Raw genomic sequence first — 17,195 nt, 5'->3', positions numbered from 1 at the left:
TTTACTTGACCTCGTGGCCGTATACGTCTTTCAGGATTTCACCGGCACCTTGCTCCAGCAGATGTTCTGCGGCACGAATACCAATGGCTTCGGCATCCGCAGACAAACCCGCCTGCGCCGTGGTCAGCATCTTGCTGCCATCCACCGCACCGACCAGACCACGCAGGCTGAGGTGGTCGCCATCCAATTCGGCATACGCCGCAATCGGCACCTGACAGCCACCTTGCAGGCGACGGTTCAAGGCCCGTTCGGCCAATACACAGGCGGTGGTTTCGGCATGGCCCAGCGGGCGAATCAGCTCCTGAATATCCGTATCGCCGGTACGCCATTCAATGCCCAGAGCACCCTGACCACCAGCTGGCAGCGACTGTTCTGCCGGAATAAAAGAGGCAATGCGATCGTCCATTTCCATCCGCAGCAAACCGGCAGAAGCCAGAATGATGGCATCGAACTCACCGGCATCCAGTTTGCCCAGACGGGTCTGGACGTTGCCACGCAGGGATTTCACCACCAGATCCGGACGCAGTTGCTGAGCCTGACACTGACGACGCAGGCTGGAAGTACCCAACACGGCTCCTTGCGGCAGCTCATCAAGGCTCTTGTACTGGTTGGAGACAAAGGCATCGAGCGGGTTTTCGCGCTCGCAGATCACCCCCAACTCCAGACCTTCCGGAAACTCCATCGGCACGTCTTTCATGGAATGCACGGCAATATCCGCGCGACCGTCCAACATGGCGTTTTCCAGCTCTTTGACGAACAGGCCCTTGCCACCGATCTTGGCCAGCGGGGTATCGAGAATCTTGTCGCCCTGGGTCGAGAAGGTCACCAACTCTACCTGCAAACCGTCGTGCATGGCTTCCAGCCGCGCCTTGATGTGTTCGGCCTGCCACAGAGCAAGCGGGCTTTTACGGGTAGCAATTCGAAGGGTTTTGATAGCAGACATGGCGGTCCCTGAGGTCAGAGGAGTCAGTTCGTATTTGGTCGCCATCATACCAGCCGCAGGCAGTCACTGGTATTGACCCCGCCATGGTGCTTTGGGCGCAAGTCAACCAATCCACAGTAACCACGTTAAAAGGATCTGTAACCCAAAGAACCGGGAGACCTTACGTTGCAGCCGTCGCTACTGCTCGAAAAACTTGTCTACGCCGTATCCGGCAATAAGGGTCAGGGCGCCAAAGCCCGTATCAAAGCCCATCGGCCGGGCTCCATCAGCCGTATTGCGGCCATTAACGAACAGCAGAAGCTGCTGTATATCGTCAACCCGAAAGTCGCCAATACCAGCATCAAACGGATCATCTGGGCCGACCATCCGGCGCTGGACCAGCTGCCATCGCTCCATGGTCATCACCCGGAACGCAGCCTCAAGGAATTGCCCGACCGGGCCATCGACACCATGCTAAACGGCGATGACTGGTTCCGCTTCAGTTTCGTACGTAACCCCTACTCACGAATTGTGTCGGCTTATAAGGACAAGATTTTTGGTCGTGATCTGGATGGCCGTTTTCTGGAAAAAATTGGCTACGGCCCTGCCGCGCGACCACCATCGTTCAGCGAATTCCTCCGCCGCATTGCCGATCAGCCACCACAGCAGATGGACTGGCACTGGCGGCCGCAACAGTTGCTGCTGATGCATGAGCTGATTGACTACCACTGGTTAGGCAAAATGGAAACGTTTGAGTCGGATATGACGCCGGTGTTTGAGCGGCTAGGGCGCAACAACCAGCAAATGCAGCAGCAATTGGCCACCCGCCTCAATGCCACCGACCGCGACAGTCGCAATAACAGCAACCAGCCTCGCAAGGCGGTGGCTAACCCAACCCTGAGCACCAAGGATGTCGAGTTGATACAGGCACTCTACCGCGAGGATTTCCAGCGCTACGGCTATTCGACCGAGCCGCCTGAAAATTTGCTGATCCAGGTACCCTGCGAAACACCCGGTGCCCGCTCTGGATGGCAGGGCGAAGCTGATTTGAAGGTCTGACGGCTCCCTACAGCCGCTTCATCAGCCGTCTTACATCGGCCAGATGGCGGCGGCTGACGCTGATGCCTTCTTCCTGACCGCGCAGATACAAGCGATGACCGCCGCCGGTTTGGGCTTCCAGCCGGATCATGCGATCGCGAGCCACCAATGCGCTGCGATGCACCCGCACAAAGCGTTCGCCAAACTCTTCTTCCAGTTGCTTGAGGCTGTCGTCGATCAGGGTTTGCCCCTGCTCATGAACGGCATTGACGTATTTCTGGTCGGCAGAGAAATACAGCACATCGTCGATCGGGATCAGCTCAAGACCATTGTGAGTACGGGCAGACAAGTGAGAGCGGGCGTCTGCGCCAGAGGCATCGACCACCGGTTCTTGAGCCAACCCACTCGCCAACTCAGTAGCAGGCTGACGCAGCGCCAGCCGTTGCTCGGCACGGCCTAACGCCCGGCTCAGGTCGTCCCGTCGAATCGGTTTTAACAGGTAGTCGATGGCATCTACGCCGAAGGCTTCGAGAGCGTGCTCATCGTAGGCGGTGCAGAACACCACCAGCGGTGGCTGAGCCATCGAGGTCAGCTCAGCAGCGGCTTCGAGCCCCGTGCGGCCGGGCATCTGAATATCCAGCAGCACCAGCTCGGCACTGTGCTGTTGCAGCCATTCCAGCATCGCATCGCCACTGTCGAGGGCCGCTGCCAGTTCAAATTGTGGGTGGGCCTCCAACAGGCGGGCCAACCGTTCGCGGGCCAATGGCTCGTCGTCCACCAGCAAGGTTCGATATCCCATCATCAACTCCTCATGCGGCTACCGGCACCAATAGCCGAACCTGATACTGCTCGGGTGTTTCATGAATCTGTAGCCGGGCGTCATCGCCAAACATGGCCGCCAGTCTGGCACCGATGTTCTGCTGGGCAATGCCATTCCCACGAGCGGTCGGTTTTTCCGGACGGGCGTTAGTTACTTCAATGCACAACTGCCGGGGCGACAGCTGACGGGCATGCACTCGCACCCAACCGCCCTGCCGCATGGGCTGCACCCCATGGTAAATGGCGTTTTCCAGCAATGGCTGCAACACCAACGACGGCAACACCACATCAGGCATTGGCTCAGGCAGTTGCCACTCAACGCTCAACCGCTCACCCAGACGCGTGCGTTCAATATCGAGATAACGCTGACCAAGCTCGACTTCCTGCGCCAGCGTGGATGGCTGGTCGTCGCCTTTCAACACCACCCGGAACAGTTGGGCCAAATCCAGCAACATGGTTTCAGCCTTATCGGGGTCGGTCACAATCAGCGCCGCCACGGTATTGAGCGTATTAAAAAAGAAATGCGGCCGAATATTGGCCTGCAAGGCCGCCAGGCGCGCCCGCAGCTCCGCTTGCGCCTGCATACGCCATTGGCTTTGCACATAGAAGTAGCGCAGCGCCAGCGCCGTCACCAAGGCACTGACCAGAGCATTACGCCCGAGCCAGAGCCAGTCGGTATCGTAGGCCAGGCTGGGCCAGAGCCAATCGGCCATCAGACCAACCGCCAACGTCACCAGCTGCACCAGCAGCAACGCCAACAGTGAGGCGGTTAGCACCTGCAAACCAACCAACAGCCGCCGTAACTGACACAGCAAGGCCACCGATATCAGCGCCACCCACTGCACAAAAAGCGACACCAACCCAAAGCGCTGCATCGAGAAGGCTTCCAGAGTGGATTCCATCAGGGTCAGAATCATCACCAGACCTTCACTGACCGCCAGCAAATAGAGGATTGCGCGGGTATTACAAAGGTCGGGCAGGAAGAAGGCTTCCAGTAATTGTTGTTTGCGGCTGTGTTCGGCCGCCCTTGCGGGCATCGACATCCGGGCAGTACCAGTGAGGGTCACAAAGCGCCCAGTGTGGCGTCCGCCTGCGATCCCGACAAGTGCCTGTTCCACACCACCGTGATTTGACCCGCGGTCAGCGGTGTATTCGGGTTAACCCGCCACCGCTGCGCAGGTATACTGTTGCGCTTTGAATTGACCGATGCAGCCAAACTGCGTTTTCTGAGGGATACCCATGACTGATCAAGCCACCAATGCCTCCTGGGGCGGCCGTTTTTCCGAACCAACCGATGCCTTTGTCGCTCGTTACACGGCGTCTGTGGACTTTGACCAGCGTATGTACCGTCAGGACATCCAGGGCTCCATCGCCCACGCCAAAATGCTGTGCAAAGTTGGCGTACTGACCGACGCCGAGCGTGACGACATCATTCGTGGTCTGGAAGAAGTCCGTATCGAAATCGAGCGCGGTGAATTCGAATGGTCTGTGGCACTGGAAGACGTGCACATGAACATCGAAGCCGGTCTGACCAAGAAAATCGGCATCACTGGCAAGAAGCTGCACACTGGCCGTTCCCGTAACGACCAGGTGGCCACCGATATTCGTCTGTACATGCGTGACGAGATCGACGTGATCTCCGCTGAGTTGACTCGCCTGCAACAGGGTCTGGTAGAACTGGCCGAAAAAGAAGCCGACACCATCATGCCGGGCTTCACTCACCTGCAAACCGCCCAGCCCGTGACCTTTGGCCATCACCTGTTGGCCTGGAACGAAATGCTGACCCGCGACTACGCTCGCCTGCAGGACTGCCGCAAGCGCGTTAACCAGATGCCACTGGGCGCTGCAGCACTGGCCGGTACTACTTACCCGATCGACCGCGCTTACACCTGCGAACTGCTGGGCTTTGATGCACCGACCGAAAACAGCCTGGATTCCGTTTCCGATCGTGACTTCGCCATCGAATTCACCAGCGCGGCGTCGCTGATCATGATGCACATGTCCCGCTTCTCGGAAGAGCTGGTGCTGTGGGCTTCCGCCCAATTCCAGTTTGTCGACCTGCCAGACCGCTTCTGCACCGGTTCTTCCATCATGCCGCAGAAGAAAAACCCGGACGTGCCAGAGCTGGTGCGTGGCAAGACCGGCCGCGTTTATGGCCACATGATCTCCCTGCTGACCCTGATGAAGTCCCAGCCATTGGCCTACAACAAGGACAATCAGGAAGATAAAGAGCCACTGTTCGACACCGTCGACACCCTGCGTGATTCCCTGCGTGCCTTCGCTGACATGGCTCCGCACCTGCAAGCCAACAAGGAAAGCATGTACGAAGCCGCCAAGCGTGGCTTCTCTACCGCGACCGATTTGGCCGACTACGTGGTTCGCAAGGGCATTCCATTCCGTGATGCACACGAAATCGTGGGTAAAGCGGTGGGTTACGGCGTAGAAACCGGCAAGGACCTGAGCGAAATGACGCTGGAAGAACTGCAACAGTTCTCCACTGAAATCACTGAAGACGTATTCGACGTGCTGACACTGGAAGGTTCTGTGGCTGCCCGTGACCACATTGGTGGCACCGCACCGAATCAGGTACGTGCTGCGGCTGGTCGTGCCAAGGCGTTGCTGGCACAGCGTTAAGCGTCGGGCGTCGGGCGTCGGGCGTCGGGCGTCGGGCGTCGGCGCTGAGCTTAGGATGGGCACGAGTGCCCATCCTGTTTTTATGTGGGAGGCAGCTTGCTGCCGATGGTTTATCGAGAGCAAGCTCTCTCCCACAATATTGGCCAGACCCCAGACAGTCTTATCCTGCTGCTTTCTTACCGAAAAAACGCTTAAACCAGCCCTGCTGTTGGGCCACGGTGACAAAGCGGAACACCAGCACGGCGTGCATCACCGCAATCAGTGACGCAGGCGCATAGTCTTCCGCAGCAAACATTTCCCAGACGATTGACGGCAACGTCAGGATCGGAAACCACGCCACAAAGCGATAGAAGAAATTTTCAAAGCGGGAAATGGCCTGATTTTCGGCTTTATTTTTTTTATTGTGTTTTTTCATAATGACCTGCCCGAAACGGAAACGGATTAGGGAGCCTCTGAAACAGGGTACACAAAGCCACCCGCCAAAACACTCGCCATTGGTCTGATAAGCAACCAATCCACTGCTACACTTCACGTAGTTTTTTATCCCGGAGGCCTCGTGGCTGCTGTACGACTCCTGCTCACCCTTGCCCTGTTTTCGCTGTTAGGCGGCTGTCAGCAGGAGACCTCCTTGTTGCGCATCGGCTCCAACACCTGGCCAGGCTACGAGCCGATGTACGTTGCCCGTGAGCTGGATCTGCTGGAGCACGCCAATATTCGTCTGGTGGAAATGCCGGATGCTTCGGCGGTGATGGATGGCCTGCGTCAGGGCGTGCTGGAAGGCGGTGCCCTGACCCTTGATGAGGCCCTGTTACTGGCTTCCGAAGGCATGGACCTGACCATCATCATGATCTGCGACCAGTCCCAGGGCGCCGATGCGGTGGTCGCCAAGCCAGGCATTCTCAGCCTGGCGGGTCTGAAAGGCCAGCGCATTGCTGCTGAAACCAGTGCCCTCGGGGCCTTGATGACCACCCAGCTGCTGCAACAGGCGGGTCTGTCGCGCGAAGACGTCACCATCATTCCTATGAACGTTAACCAGCAGCTGGAGGCCTATCTGGCCGGCGACGTTGATGCCGTGGTGACCTTCACACCGGTGCTCAATGACTTGCAAGAGCTGGGCGCTCACACGCTGTTTACCAGCGCCGATATTCCCGGCCAGATCGTTGATGTCATGGTGGTTCACAGTGATCTGGTAAATCGCCACAAGGGTGCCCTGATTACGCTGGTACGCGGTTTTCATCAAGCCTGGCAGCAGCTGGAGCAGCAACAGCCAGAAGCCCTCCGCTACGCCAACCAGCGCCTTGGACTGGACGACATCAGCAGTGCCTGGGAGGGTATTCATATTCCCAGCCTGACCCAGAACCTCGCCTTTTTGCAGCCGCCTGAAGAAAGTCGGGCAGCACCGGTGCAACAAACCGCCATACAGTTGCATCGAATTCTCAACAATCAGGACCTGCTCGCCTCGGGCGAGTATGCCCCCCTACATGTCACCGATGCCGTTGTGTTGGGAGCGATGCAGTGAAACAGCAGCCCGAGGGAAAACCGATCAAGCACTACTCCATCCGGGAAGTGCTGTTGTCATGGACGGTACTGGCGGTGATTGCCGTCAGTGTATCGGTCGGCTACTTTCTGTTCGATTTATCGGAAAAGAATTTCACCTCCGACTGGAACACCAAAATCCGCTACGAGCTGTCGGTGCTGAAACAACAGGTGCAGCATGCGCTGACCAATGACGATTTTGAATTGGCTGACCGCACTGTCGCCATGATGGCCACGCACCCGACCGTGCAACGCATCGACCTGATCAAAAACAACCGTTACCTGTTTTCCACCCGCCGGGCGGATATCGGCCGACGCTATCCGGGGGCGACCAACCAGGCCACGGCCATTGGGGTCGAACCCTTCGAGTCGTTGTCGATGAAGCCGGACAGCAACCTGCTGCACATTGTCCTGCCGATTCATTATTACCCGGAAGGTAGCCGCCAGATGGAGCGGGCAGCGATCTACGCCAGCTACGACCTGAGTGGCGAATATCAGGCCATGATGTCGGAGTTTTCCAACAAGCTGGCGCTGGTGCTGGGGATTTTATTGCTGTTTTTCTACGGCATGGCCCGTCTGATCCGCGGTCAGGTACTGACCCCGATGCGACAGCTGCGCCAGTACATCGACTCCCAAACCCGCAACGATTCCGGCACCACGCTGGCGATATCCGGCAGCCGCGAATTCCAGCAGCTGGGCATCGCCTTTGAGCAGCTGCACCATCATTTGCGCGACTCCATCCGACGGGTCAAACACCAGCATGCGCTGGAGCGGGCGTTCTCCCAGACCTTCCCCGACCTGGCGCTGGTGATCGACAGCCATGGCTGCATCTGCGAACGGTTTGGCTCTCGCAATACCGACATCCCGGAGCTGGACGAGAGTGTCACCGGCACCCTGATGTGGCAATGGATCGACAAAAGCCAGCAGGACAAGGTGCGTCATTGCTGGCAGTCAGCGCTGGAGCAGGGCCAGTTGATCATTGAGTCGCTCTACCATGCCGGCATGCATCTGGAATCGCGCATGTCGCCGTTCCAACAGGCTGACTCAGGCAACGACCAACAACACGTGCTATGGGTGATCCGCGACGTCACCGAGCTGCACCGAAAGCAGGTCGAAATTGAATACCGCGCCCACTACGACAACCTCACCAACCTCGGCAACCGCGAAATGGCCCTCAGCGTGGCCCAGCAACAGCTCGATACTGCGCGCGACGTCGGTTTGTTCGGCGCCTTACTGTTTATTGACCTCGACCATTTCAAGAATATCAACGACTCACTTGGACACCCGGTAGGCGATGCCATTCTGCGGGAGGCCGCCTCAAGGCTGAAGCACTCCAGCAATGACGATGACCTCTGTGCCCGCATTGGCGGTGATGAGTTTCTGGTGGTACAGGGGGAACTGGTGGCCGACGCCAACGTCTCCATCGACCGCGCGACCACACTGGCCTCCCAGCTGCTGGAGCAGTTCCGACAACCTTTTGTGTATGAACGCCATACCTTCCACCTTTCGGCCAGTATTGGTATCTCGGTATTCCCGTTTCAGCAAACCACCGCAGCCGACCTGATTCGTCAGGCCGACACCGCCATGTACTACGCCAAGGCCAATGGCCGGAACGCCTGGAGCCTGTTCAACGAACACATGCAGCGGGAAACACAGGACAAGCTTAATCTGGTCAACGACCTTCACGACGCCATCAAGGCCCAGCTGTTCTCGCTGGTATTCCAGCCTCAGGTGGATGAAAACAACTGCGTTACCGGCGCAGAAGTGCTGTGCCGCTGGATGAACCACGGCAAGCCGGTACGGCCGGATATCTTTATCGCCGCTGCCGAGGAAGCCAACCTGATTGTCGACCTCGGTGACTGGATCTTGTCGGAATCCTGCAGCCTGTTGCAGCAGTGGATTCAGCAAGGTTTCCTGCCCGCCGAATTCGAACGTCTGGCGATCAACATCAGCCCGGCGCAATTCCTTGACCCGGAATTCCTCGACCGTTTGCTGCACCACACCAAGGTTGCCAACCTGACGCCGGAAATGATCGAACTGGAAATCACCGAAGGCGTCTTTGTACGCGACAAGAGCCTGGTACGAGAGCTGATTCACCGACTGGTGAAGCTCGGCTACGCCGTCTCGCTGGATGACTTCGGTACCGGCTACTCGTCGCTCAGCTACCTGCAAAGCCTGCCGATCCAGACCCTCAAGATCGATCGCAGCTTTGTGAACCACATTCACAACGCCGACAAGGCCAACGCCAATATCATCGACTACATCATCCAGTTGGGCCGTAATCTGAAACTGGAGATCATCGCCGAAGGGGTCGAAACCCGTGAACAGCATGACTACCTGCTGAAGCACGGATGCGGTAAATTCCAGGGCTACCTGTTCAGCGCACCGCTGAACCCCAAGGACTTTATCGACTACCTGTCACCTGTAGAAACATGAGATTGCCGCTGGTTTACCACCCCAACTATTCGTGCCCGTTTCCTGCTGAGCACCGCTTTGTGATGTCGAAGTTCGTACGCCTGTACGACCATCTGGTGGCCAAGGGCATTGCCACAGCAGACAACCTCTACCAGCCAGCGGAAGCGAGCATCAGCGATCTGGCCATTACCCACAGCCCGGTGTACCTGATGGGCTTGCAGGACGACAGCATCGAACCCAAAGCCTGGCGTCGGCTTGGCCTTCCCTGGAGCCAGGGACTGGTCGACCGGACGTTTACCGCCCCCAACGGCACCCTGCTGGCCGCCCGACTGGCACTGCAACATGGCATGGCCAGTCATCTTGCCGGAGGTACCCACCACGCCCACTATGACTTTGGCTCCGGCTTTTGTCTGGTCAACGACCTCGCCTACACAGCCAAAACCCTGCTCAGCCGGGGCGAAGTTAACTCGGTATTGATCTTTGATCTCGACGTGCACCAGGGCGACGGCACGGCAGCCCTGTTGGCCAACGAACCCAGAGCCTTCACCTGCTCGATCCACTGCGAGAAGAACTTTCCCTTCCGCAAGAGCCAGAGCGACCTTGATATTGGCCTTGAGCGTTATCTGGATGACGACGCCTACCTACAGGTCGTCAGGGAAACCTTCGATCAGCTGTTAGAGCAACAACAGCCCGATCTGGTGATCTACGACGCCGGTGTCGACGTTTGGGAGCATGACGCCCTCGGCCACCTGAACGTGTCACTGGAAGGCATACAAGCGCGGGATGAGTGGGTGTTACGACGTTGCCAACAAGCCGGTATCCCGGTTGTGACCGTCATCGGAGGCGGTTACGACAGCGACCACGCACGACTGGCCAGACGGCATGCTTCGGTGGTGGAGAGTGCCTGGCAGGTGTTCAGCGAGCGTCAGGCCTTATTCCAAAGCCATTAGACGGTGCGCCATGCGCACCCTACATGGCTATATCCACGCCAGACGCCAGACGCCAGACGCCAGACGCCAGACGCCAGACGCCAGACGCCAGACGCCAGACGCCAGACGCCAGACGCCAGACGCCAGCATACCTTGCCGCAGCTGGCTGCGTTTCAGCAGCACAAATCACAGACACAAAAAAACCCGCCAGATTTACATCGGACGGGTTCTTTCTGAAACAGGTAAAGCTTAGTGCTTGCCCAGTTTCTCGCGAAGCTGCTGAATGGTACGCAGCTGGGCTGCGGCTTCAGCCAGCTGAGTCAGGGCGCGGGAGTAATCAAGGTCGGAACTCTGATTTTCCAGCGCTTGCTCGGCGTGCTTCTTGGCTTCCAGTGCAGCGGCTTCATCAACGTCATCAGCGCGAATTGCGGTGTCAGCCAGAATGGTTACGACATTCGGCTGAACTTCCAGGAATCCACCTGAAACGTAGATAACCTCTTCCGTGCCACCTTGTTTGACGACACGGACTGGGCCAGGCTTCAGGGGAGTCAGCAGGGCAGCGTGGCCCGGCTCAATACCCAATTCACCCATCTGGCCGGAAGCGATTACTCGCTCAACCAGACCACCAAAGAGGCTTTCTTCTGCACTGACGATATCGCAGTGTACGGTCATCGCCATAACGTTGTCCTCAGGTTGAGGAGGCGGAATCAACCGGGGTTAATTCCGCCAGCCCGGATTACATGTTTTTGGCTTTCTCGATCGCTTCGTCGATGGTGCCAACCATGTAGAAGGCCTGCTCTGGCAGTTCGTCGAATTCACCGTTCAGGATGCCCTGGAAACCACGGATGGTTTCTTTCAGTGAAACGTACTTACCAGGAGCGCCGGTGAAGATCTCGGCCACGTGGAATGGCTGAGACAGGAAGCGCTCAATCTTACGAGCACGGGCTACCAGCTGCTTGTCTTCGTCGGACAGTTCGTCCATACCCAGAATCGCGATGATGTCTTTCAGCTCTTTGTAGCGCTGCAGAACATTCTGAACGCCACGAGCTACGTCGTAGTGTTCGTTACCGATTACCAGTGGGTCCAACTGACGAGAGGTGGAATCCAGTGGGTCGATCGCCGGGTAAATACCTTTGGACGCGATGTCACGGGACAGTACTACTGTGGAGTCCAGGTGAGCAAAGGTGGTCGCTGGGGATGGGTCAGTCAAGTCATCCGCAGGTACGTATACCGCCTGGATAGAAGTAATGGAACCGTTCTTGGTGGAGGTAATACGCTCCTGCAGAACACCCATCTCTTCAGCCAGAGTAGGCTGGTAACCTACCGCAGAAGGCATACGACCCAGCAGTGCAGAAACCTCGGTTCCCGCCAGGGTGTAACGGTAGATGTTGTCAACGAACAACAGTACGTCTTTACCTTCGTCACGGAACTTCTCGGCCATGGTCAGACCAGTCAGTGCAACACGCAGACGGTTACCCGGCGGCTCGTTCATCTGACCGTAAACCATTGCTACCTTGGAAGCGGCTTTGTCGTCCAGGTTTACAACACCGGATTCAGCCATTTCGTAGTAGAAGTCGTTACCTTCACGAGTACGCTCACCAACACCAGCGAATACGGACAGACCGGAGTGTGCCTTCGCAATGTTGTTGATCAGCTCCATCATGTTTACGGTTTTACCTACACCGGCACCACCGAACAGACCAACTTTACCACCCTTGGCGAATGGGCAAACCAGGTCAATTACCTTGATACCGGTTTCCAGCAGGTCAGTGGAGTTTGATTGCTCGTCGAAGCTTGGCGCTTTACGGTGGATAGAGTAGGTCTCTTTCTCACCGATAGGGCCACATTCGTCGATCGGACGACCCAATACGTCCATGATGCGACCCAGAGTCTCGGTACCAACAGGCACGGAGATTGGAGCACCAGTGTTAGTCACGTTCAGGCCACGCTTCAGGCCTTCAGTGGAGCCCATTGCAATAGTACGAACTACGCCGTCGCCCAGCTGCTGCTGAACTTCCAGGGTGGTTTCGGTACCATCAACGGTCAGGGCGTCGTAGACCTTTGGTACTGTGTCGCGTGGGAATTCCACGTCGATTACGGCACCGATGATCTGTACGATAGATCCGCTCATTTTCGGTTCCTCTTAACTTAAAACCTATGTGCCCGGCTTATACAGCCGCGGCGCCGCCAACGATTTCAGAGATTTCCTGGGTGATCGCCGCCTGACGAGCCTTGTTGTACAACAGGTTCAGGTCGTTGATCATGCTGCCCGCGTTATCGGTGGCGTTTTTCATCGCCAGCATACGTGCAGCCTGTTCACAGGCGTTGTTCTCAACCACACCCTGATACACTTGAGACTCAATGAAGCGAACCAGCAGGCTGTCGATGATTTCTTCAGCACCAGGCTCGTAGATGTAGTCCCATGAGTGATCACGGGTGAACTCTTCATCTGCTTTCAGCGGCAGAATTTGTTCCGCAACCGGCTGTTGGGTCATGGTGTTCACAAAGCGGTTGTGGACGATGTAGAGGCGATCAATCTTGCCTTCATCGTACGCATCCAACATCACTTTCACCGCACCGATCAGACTGGACAGTTCAGGCGCATCACCCAGGTGGGCAGAAGAAGCCAGAACGTTGCCACCAAAGTTGTTGAAAAACAGGGAAGCTTTTGCACCGATGGAGCAGAAGTCCACATCAACACCCTGGTCTTTCCATTCTTTGGACTGTTGGGCAACACGCTTGAACAGGTTGTTGTTCAAACCGCCACACAGGCCACGGTCGGAGGAAACCACAATGTAACCAACGCGTTTCACGTCGCGATCTTGCAGATAACGATGGCGGTATTCAGAAGTCGCGTTAGCCAGATGGCCAATTACGTTACGGATTTTTTCCGCGTAGGGGCGGCTTTTTTCCATACGCAGCTGAGCGCGACGCATTTTACTTACAGCAACTTTTTCCATTGCTGAAGTAATTTTCTGCGTGCTTTTTACGCTCGTAATCTGCTCTTTAATTTCTTTACCGACTGCCATAATTAAGCTGCCTTACGTTGAAGGTTGAATCCAGCTGGCAGCACCCGAGGGGCCGCCAGCACAGGACTTACCAGGACTGTGAGTTCTTGAAGGTTTCAATACACTCAATCAGGCCAGCCTTAATCTCGTCGTTGTAGTCGCCCTTAACGTTGATCTTCGCCATCAGTTCAGCAAATTCGCTGTTGGCGTAGCTCAGCAGAGCAGCTTCAAAGGACTTGATCTTGGCTACATCAACGTCTTCCAGGAAGCCTTCAGTAGCAGCGAAAATCACCAGACCCATTTCAGCAGTAGACATAGGGGCGTACTGACCTTGCTTCATCAGCTCGGTTACGGCCTTACCATGTTCCAGCTGCTTACGGGTAGCTTCGTCCAGGTCAGAAGCAAACTGGGCAAATGCCGCCAGTTCACGGTACTGAGCCAGAGCCAGACGAATACCGCCACCCAGCTTCTTGATGATCTTGGTCTGTGCAGCACCACCTACACGGGATACAGAGATACCCGCGTTCATCGCCGGACGTACGCCGGAGTTGAACAGGTTGGTTTCCAGGAAGATCTGACCGTCAGTAATGGAAATTACGTTGGTCGGTACGAACGCAGAAACGTCGCCACCCTGGGTTTCGATGATTGGCAGAGCGGTCAGGGAACCGGTCTTGCCTTCAACACCGCTTACAGACTTCACGTAGTCAGCGTTTACGCGACATGCACGTTCCAGCAGACGGGAGTGCAGGTAGAAAACGTCACCCGGGTATGCTTCACGGCCTGGTGGGCGCTTCAGCAACAGGGAGATCTGACGGTATGCCCAGGCTTGCTTGGTCAAATCGTCATATACGATCAGAGCATCTTCACCGTTGTCCAGGAAGTATTCACCCATCGCACAACCGGAGTATGGAGCCAGGAACTGCATTGCTGCAGGATCGGCTGCACCAGCGGCAACGATGATGGTGTGTTCCAGAGCGCCGTGCTCTTCCAGCTTACGTACAACGTTAGCAATGGAAGACTGCTTCTGACCTACGGCAACGTAGATACACTTAACGCCGGTACCTTTCTGGTTGATGATGGCGTCGATAGCCATCGCAGTCTTACCAGTCTGACGGTCACCAATCACCAGCTCACGCTGGCCACGGCCTACCGGTACCATGGAGTCAACGGCCTTGTAGCCGGTCTCCAGTGGCTGGTCTACACCCTGACGGGCGATAACGCCTGGTGCAACACGCTCAACCGGACGCATTTCTGCGGCTTCGATTGGGCCTTTGCCGTCGATTGGGTTACCCAGAGTATCTACAACACGACCCAGCAGAGCCTTGCCAGTAGGTACTTCCAGAATACGACCAGTACACTTGGCAGTCTGACCTTCAGCCAGATTCTGGTAATCACCCAGGATAACCGCGCCAACAGAGTCGCGTTCCAGGTTCAGTGCCAGACCGTATACGTTGCCTTCAAATTCAATCATTTCACCGTACATGGCGTCAGCCAGACCGTGAATACGAACGATACCGTCGGATACAGATACGACGGTGCCCTCGTTCTGGGCTTGTGAAGTCACATCGAGACTTTCGATGCGCTTTTTAATGACTTCACTGATCTCAGATGGATTCAGTTGCTGCATGCAATCGTCCCTCAATTAGGAGTTCATCGCTTCGGCCAACTTTGACAGCTTGCCTTTGATTGAGCCGTCAATAACCAGGTCGCCTGCACGGATCACAGCGCCACCGATGAGAGACTCATCAACTTCGCTGGACATGTGTACATCGCGTTGCAGTTTGGCTTTCAGTGCCTGGGCCAGTTTGTCTGACTGTTCATCGCTCAGTGCGAACGCGGATGTCACAACAACATCGATCGAGTTCTGCAGGTCTGCCTTGTACTCTTCGTACATGGCAGCGATGGTGGTCAGCAACGGCAGGCGCTTGTTTTCGGCCAGAACGTTTACCAGGTTTTTGGCTGCGCCATTAAGCTTGTCGCCACATACGTCTACCAGAGCCTGTGTTTGCTGGCTGGCAGTCAGAGAAGGGTGCTCAAGCACCTTGGCCATATCTGCGTCTGCAGTGTAGGCGGCAAGAACGGCCAGATCGTCAGACCAGGCGTCCAATGCATTCTTCTCTTGTGCTTCAGCAAACACGGCTTTGGCGTATGGCCGAGCGAGAGTAGTTAATTCAGCCATGGCAACCTCGCTTAAAGCTCTTCAGTCAGTTGGTTCAGTACATCAGCGTGAGCAGATGCGTCGACTGACTTGCCCAGGATCTTGGCTGCGCCGACAACGGCCAGTTCAGATACCTGCTTGCGCAGAGCTTCTTTCGCGCGGTTTACCTCTTGCTCAACTTCAGCTTGAGCAGCGGCAACAATGCGGTCACCTTCGGCGCGGGCCGTATCTTTGGCTTCGTCGACGATTTGGTTAGCACGCTTGTTAGCCTGTTCGATGATTTCGGCCGCTTTTTCCTTGCTTTCACGCAGTTGGGAAGCGGCTTTTTCTTGGGCCAGTTCCAGGTCGCGTTCTGCACGGTTTGCTGCGTCCAGACCATCGGCAATTTTCTTTTCACGTTCCTGCATGGCGCTGGTAATTGGTGGCCAGACGTACTTCATGCAGAACCAGACGAAAATCGCGAAGGCAATCAATTGACCCAGGATGGTCAGATTCATGTTCACGGCGATTTACCTCTTACGAATTCGTTGGTCAGGTTTCATCAAGACGATCCATCACTGGATCGCTCGGGTGATTAGCCTGCTACAACGAAGATCAGGTACATCGCGATACCAACACCGATCATTGGAACAGCATCCAGCAGACCTGCCATCAGGAAGGTTTTGGTTTGCAGCTGTGGACCCAGTTCAGGCTGACGTGCAGTACCTTCGATCAGCTTGCCACCCAGCAGGGCGAAGCCAATACCAGTACCCAGGGCACCCAGACCAATCATGATTGCTGCAGCAATGTATACGAGTTCCATTTGAGACTCCTAAAGTTTGATTAAGTAAGTTTGTTACAGGTTAAATTTAACTGTCGATTCGCCTTAGTGGTCTTCGTGGGCCTGACTCAGATATACGATAGTCAGAACCATGAAGATGAACGCCTGCAGCGGAATCACCAGGATGTGGAAAATAGCCCACGGCACGTTCAGACCCCATTGGATGTAGAACGGCAGCAATGCAATCAGGATAAATACAACTTCACCGGCGTACATGTTACCGAACAAACGCAGTGCCAGAGACAGTGGTTTGGTCAGCAGGCCCAGTACTTCCAGGAACAGGTTGAACGGGATTGCAATCGGGTGGTTGAACGGGGTCAACGTCAGTTCCTTGGTGAAACCACCGATGCCTTTGACCTTGATGCTGTAGTAGATAATCAGCAGGAAGACACCCAGCGACAGACCCAGCGTACCGTTAGGATCAGCTGTTGGTACGATCTTGAAGTATTCCAGACCCATGGCGTGAGCGATGCTCGGTACCAGATCAACCGGCAGCCACTTGAGGGAGTTCATCAGGAAAACCCAGACAAAAATAGTCAGGGCCAACGGTGCAACCAGCGGGTTACGACCGTGGAAAGTTTCTTTCACAGTGCCGTCAACGAAGCCCACAACAGACTCAACGAAGTTTTGCAGCTTGCCTGGTTGATCAGACGTTGCAGACTTGGCGACCTTGCGGAACAACCAGCAGAACAGAATACCCATTGCCAGGGACCAGCCCAGGGAGTCAACGTGGAAGGCCATAAAGCCCATATCCGCTGCTTCCTGACCATTGTGAGCCATGGTCCAAGTGGATTCTGTCAGTACCGTTTCGTTACCGTCGTGGTCTTGACGAACATAACCTTCAGGCAATTTGCCAAATGTAAGGTTGGTTAAATGGTGCGCAATATACTCTTGGGAGTTTCCAGCCATCGTACAC

General features: G+C 56.0%; 18 protein-coding genes. 5 read left to right on the top strand and 13 right to left on the bottom strand.

Going from position 1 to position 17,195, the window contains the following annotated elements; translation table 11 throughout:
* Nucleotide 1: 1 nt before the first annotated feature.
* Nucleotides 2–943 carry a hydroxymethylbilane synthase gene (gene hemC / locus ACXADJ_RS15985; protein WP_475067752.1) on the bottom strand — a complete coding sequence of 314 codons (942 nt, stop codon included), beginning with the start codon at nucleotides 941–943 and terminating at the stop codon, nucleotides 2–4.
* A 165-nt stretch (nucleotides 944–1,108) separates the two neighbouring features.
* Here hemC and ACXADJ_RS15980 point away from each other — a divergent pair, with 165 nt between their 5' ends.
* Nucleotides 1,109–1,981 (top strand): sulfotransferase family protein, encoded by an 873-nt coding sequence (locus ACXADJ_RS15980; protein WP_475067750.1) that lies wholly within the window; start codon nucleotides 1,109–1,111, stop codon nucleotides 1,979–1,981.
* A 7-nt stretch (nucleotides 1,982–1,988) separates the two neighbouring features.
* Here ACXADJ_RS15980 and ACXADJ_RS15975 read toward each other — a convergent pair whose 3' ends face one another.
* Together ACXADJ_RS15975 and ACXADJ_RS15970 are read right to left on the bottom strand one after the other, a co-directional pair.
* Nucleotides 1,989–2,759, bottom strand: coding sequence for a LytR/AlgR family response regulator transcription factor (locus ACXADJ_RS15975; RefSeq protein ID WP_475067748.1), 771 nt, complete (start codon nucleotides 2,757–2,759; stop codon nucleotides 1,989–1,991).
* A 10-nt stretch (nucleotides 2,760–2,769) separates the two neighbouring features.
* On the bottom strand, nucleotides 2,770–3,822 hold the full coding sequence (locus ACXADJ_RS15970; RefSeq protein ID WP_475067746.1) for a sensor histidine kinase: 1,053 nt from the start codon (nucleotides 3,820–3,822) through the stop codon (nucleotides 2,770–2,772).
* A 196-nt stretch (nucleotides 3,823–4,018) separates the two neighbouring features.
* Between ACXADJ_RS15970 and argH the strand changes: the two genes are divergently transcribed.
* Nucleotides 4,019–5,413, top strand: a complete 1,395-nt coding sequence (gene argH, locus ACXADJ_RS15965) for an argininosuccinate lyase (protein ID WP_028292070.1) — start codon at nucleotides 4,019–4,021, stop codon at nucleotides 5,411–5,413.
* Nucleotides 5,414–5,573: 160 nt separating this feature from the next.
* Here argH and ACXADJ_RS15960 read toward each other — a convergent pair whose 3' ends face one another.
* Entirely contained in the window at nucleotides 5,574–5,927 is a 354-nt protein-coding gene (locus ACXADJ_RS15960) for a hypothetical protein (protein ID WP_475067740.1), read from the bottom strand.
* Nucleotides 5,928–5,969: 42 nt separating this feature from the next.
* On the opposite strand from ACXADJ_RS15960, the gene ACXADJ_RS15955 reads away from it, so the two are divergent.
* From ACXADJ_RS15955 to ACXADJ_RS15945, 3 genes are read left to right on the top strand one after another with little or no spacing between them, the layout of a single operon-like run.
* Nucleotides 5,970–6,932 carry an ABC transporter substrate-binding protein gene (locus ACXADJ_RS15955; protein ID WP_475067737.1) on the top strand — a complete coding sequence of 321 codons (963 nt, stop codon included), beginning with the start codon at nucleotides 5,970–5,972 and terminating at the stop codon, nucleotides 6,930–6,932.
* On the top strand, nucleotides 6,929–9,385 hold the full coding sequence (locus ACXADJ_RS15950) for a putative bifunctional diguanylate cyclase/phosphodiesterase (RefSeq protein ID WP_475067734.1): 2,457 nt from the start codon (nucleotides 6,929–6,931) through the stop codon (nucleotides 9,383–9,385). The genes ACXADJ_RS15955 and ACXADJ_RS15950 overlap by 4 nt, the downstream gene beginning before the upstream one ends.
* Entirely contained in the window at nucleotides 9,382–10,314 is a 933-nt protein-coding gene (locus ACXADJ_RS15945; protein ID WP_475067732.1) for a histone deacetylase family protein, read from the top strand. Before ACXADJ_RS15950 ends, ACXADJ_RS15945 begins: the two co-directional genes overlap by 4 nt.
* 27 nt (nucleotides 10,315–10,341) lie before the next feature.
* Here the strand turns inward: ACXADJ_RS15945 and ACXADJ_RS15940 are convergent, their stop codons facing one another.
* From ACXADJ_RS15940 to atpB, 9 genes are all read right to left on the bottom strand, one after another.
* On the bottom strand, nucleotides 10,342–10,476 hold the full coding sequence (locus ACXADJ_RS15940) for a hypothetical protein (RefSeq protein WP_475067730.1): 135 nt from the start codon (nucleotides 10,474–10,476) through the stop codon (nucleotides 10,342–10,344).
* A 66-nt stretch (nucleotides 10,477–10,542) separates the two neighbouring features.
* Nucleotides 10,543–10,971: a F0F1 ATP synthase subunit epsilon gene (locus ACXADJ_RS15935; protein WP_475067728.1), complete on the bottom strand. Its 429-nt coding sequence runs from the start codon at nucleotides 10,969–10,971 to the stop codon at nucleotides 10,543–10,545.
* 58 nt (nucleotides 10,972–11,029) lie between these two features.
* Nucleotides 11,030–12,424: a F0F1 ATP synthase subunit beta gene (gene atpD / locus ACXADJ_RS15930; RefSeq protein ID WP_475067726.1), complete on the bottom strand. Its 1,395-nt coding sequence runs from the start codon at nucleotides 12,422–12,424 to the stop codon at nucleotides 11,030–11,032.
* 37 nt (nucleotides 12,425–12,461) lie between these two features.
* Nucleotides 12,462–13,322: a F0F1 ATP synthase subunit gamma gene (gene atpG / locus ACXADJ_RS15925; protein WP_028292075.1), complete on the bottom strand. Its 861-nt coding sequence runs from the start codon at nucleotides 13,320–13,322 to the stop codon at nucleotides 12,462–12,464.
* Between the two features lie 67 nt (nucleotides 13,323–13,389).
* A complete protein-coding gene (gene atpA / locus ACXADJ_RS15920; protein WP_475067724.1) occupies nucleotides 13,390–14,928 on the bottom strand; it encodes a F0F1 ATP synthase subunit alpha in 1,539 nt (512 codons plus the stop codon).
* 15 nt (nucleotides 14,929–14,943) lie between these two features.
* Complete coding sequence (locus ACXADJ_RS15915; protein WP_028292077.1) at nucleotides 14,944–15,480, bottom strand: F0F1 ATP synthase subunit delta; 537 nt, start codon at nucleotides 15,478–15,480, stop codon at nucleotides 14,944–14,946.
* Nucleotides 15,481–15,491: 11 nt separating this feature from the next.
* Nucleotides 15,492–15,962, bottom strand: coding sequence for a F0F1 ATP synthase subunit B (locus ACXADJ_RS15910; RefSeq protein ID WP_028292078.1), 471 nt, complete (start codon nucleotides 15,960–15,962; stop codon nucleotides 15,492–15,494).
* Between the two features lie 71 nt (nucleotides 15,963–16,033).
* Nucleotides 16,034–16,261 (bottom strand): F0F1 ATP synthase subunit C, encoded by a 228-nt coding sequence (atpE, locus tag ACXADJ_RS15905; RefSeq protein WP_028292079.1) that lies wholly within the window; start codon nucleotides 16,259–16,261, stop codon nucleotides 16,034–16,036.
* Nucleotides 16,262–16,324: 63 nt separating this feature from the next.
* Nucleotides 16,325–17,188 (bottom strand): F0F1 ATP synthase subunit A, encoded by an 864-nt coding sequence (atpB, locus tag ACXADJ_RS15900; protein ID WP_028292080.1) that lies wholly within the window; start codon nucleotides 17,186–17,188, stop codon nucleotides 16,325–16,327.
* Nucleotides 17,189–17,195 lie beyond the last annotated feature (7 nt).

Source organism: Oceanobacter sp. ABM4_470 (genome assembly GCF_056158645.1).
Note: the sequence above shows the minus strand (reverse complement) of the source record. Positions and strands in the feature narration are given on the sequence as shown.

Bases quoted from the DNA above. Each gene is read 5' to 3' on its own strand.
- ACXADJ_RS15935 (WP_475067728.1), bottom strand. From the start codon at position 10,971: ATGGCGATGACCGTACACTGCGATATCGTCAGTGCAGAAGAAAGCCTC.
- atpD (WP_475067726.1), bottom strand. From the start codon at position 12,424: ATGAGCGGATCTATCGTACAGATCATCGGTGCCGTAATCGACGTGGAA.
- hemC (WP_475067752.1), bottom strand. From the start codon at position 943: ATGTCTGCTATCAAAACCCTTCGAATTGCTACCCGTAAAAGCCCGCTT.
- atpG (WP_028292075.1), bottom strand. From the start codon at position 13,322: ATGGCAGTCGGTAAAGAAATTAAAGAGCAGATTACGAGCGTAAAAAGC.
- ACXADJ_RS15975 (WP_475067748.1), bottom strand. From the start codon at position 2,759: ATGGGATATCGAACCTTGCTGGTGGACGACGAGCCATTGGCCCGCGAA.
- atpA (WP_475067724.1), bottom strand. From the start codon at position 14,928: ATGCAGCAACTGAATCCATCTGAGATCAGTGAAGTCATTAAAAAGCGC.
- atpE (WP_028292079.1), bottom strand. From the start codon at position 16,261: ATGGAACTCGTATACATTGCTGCAGCAATCATGATTGGTCTGGGTGCC.
- ACXADJ_RS15945 (WP_475067732.1), top strand. From the start codon at position 9,382: ATGAGATTGCCGCTGGTTTACCACCCCAACTATTCGTGCCCGTTTCCT.
- argH (WP_028292070.1), top strand. From the start codon at position 4,019: ATGACTGATCAAGCCACCAATGCCTCCTGGGGCGGCCGTTTTTCCGAA.
- atpB (WP_028292080.1), bottom strand. From the start codon at position 17,188: ATGGCTGGAAACTCCCAAGAGTATATTGCGCACCATTTAACCAACCTT.
- ACXADJ_RS15970 (WP_475067746.1), bottom strand. From the start codon at position 3,822: ATGTCGATGCCCGCAAGGGCGGCCGAACACAGCCGCAAACAACAATTA.
- ACXADJ_RS15915 (WP_028292077.1), bottom strand. From the start codon at position 15,480: ATGGCTGAATTAACTACTCTCGCTCGGCCATACGCCAAAGCCGTGTTT.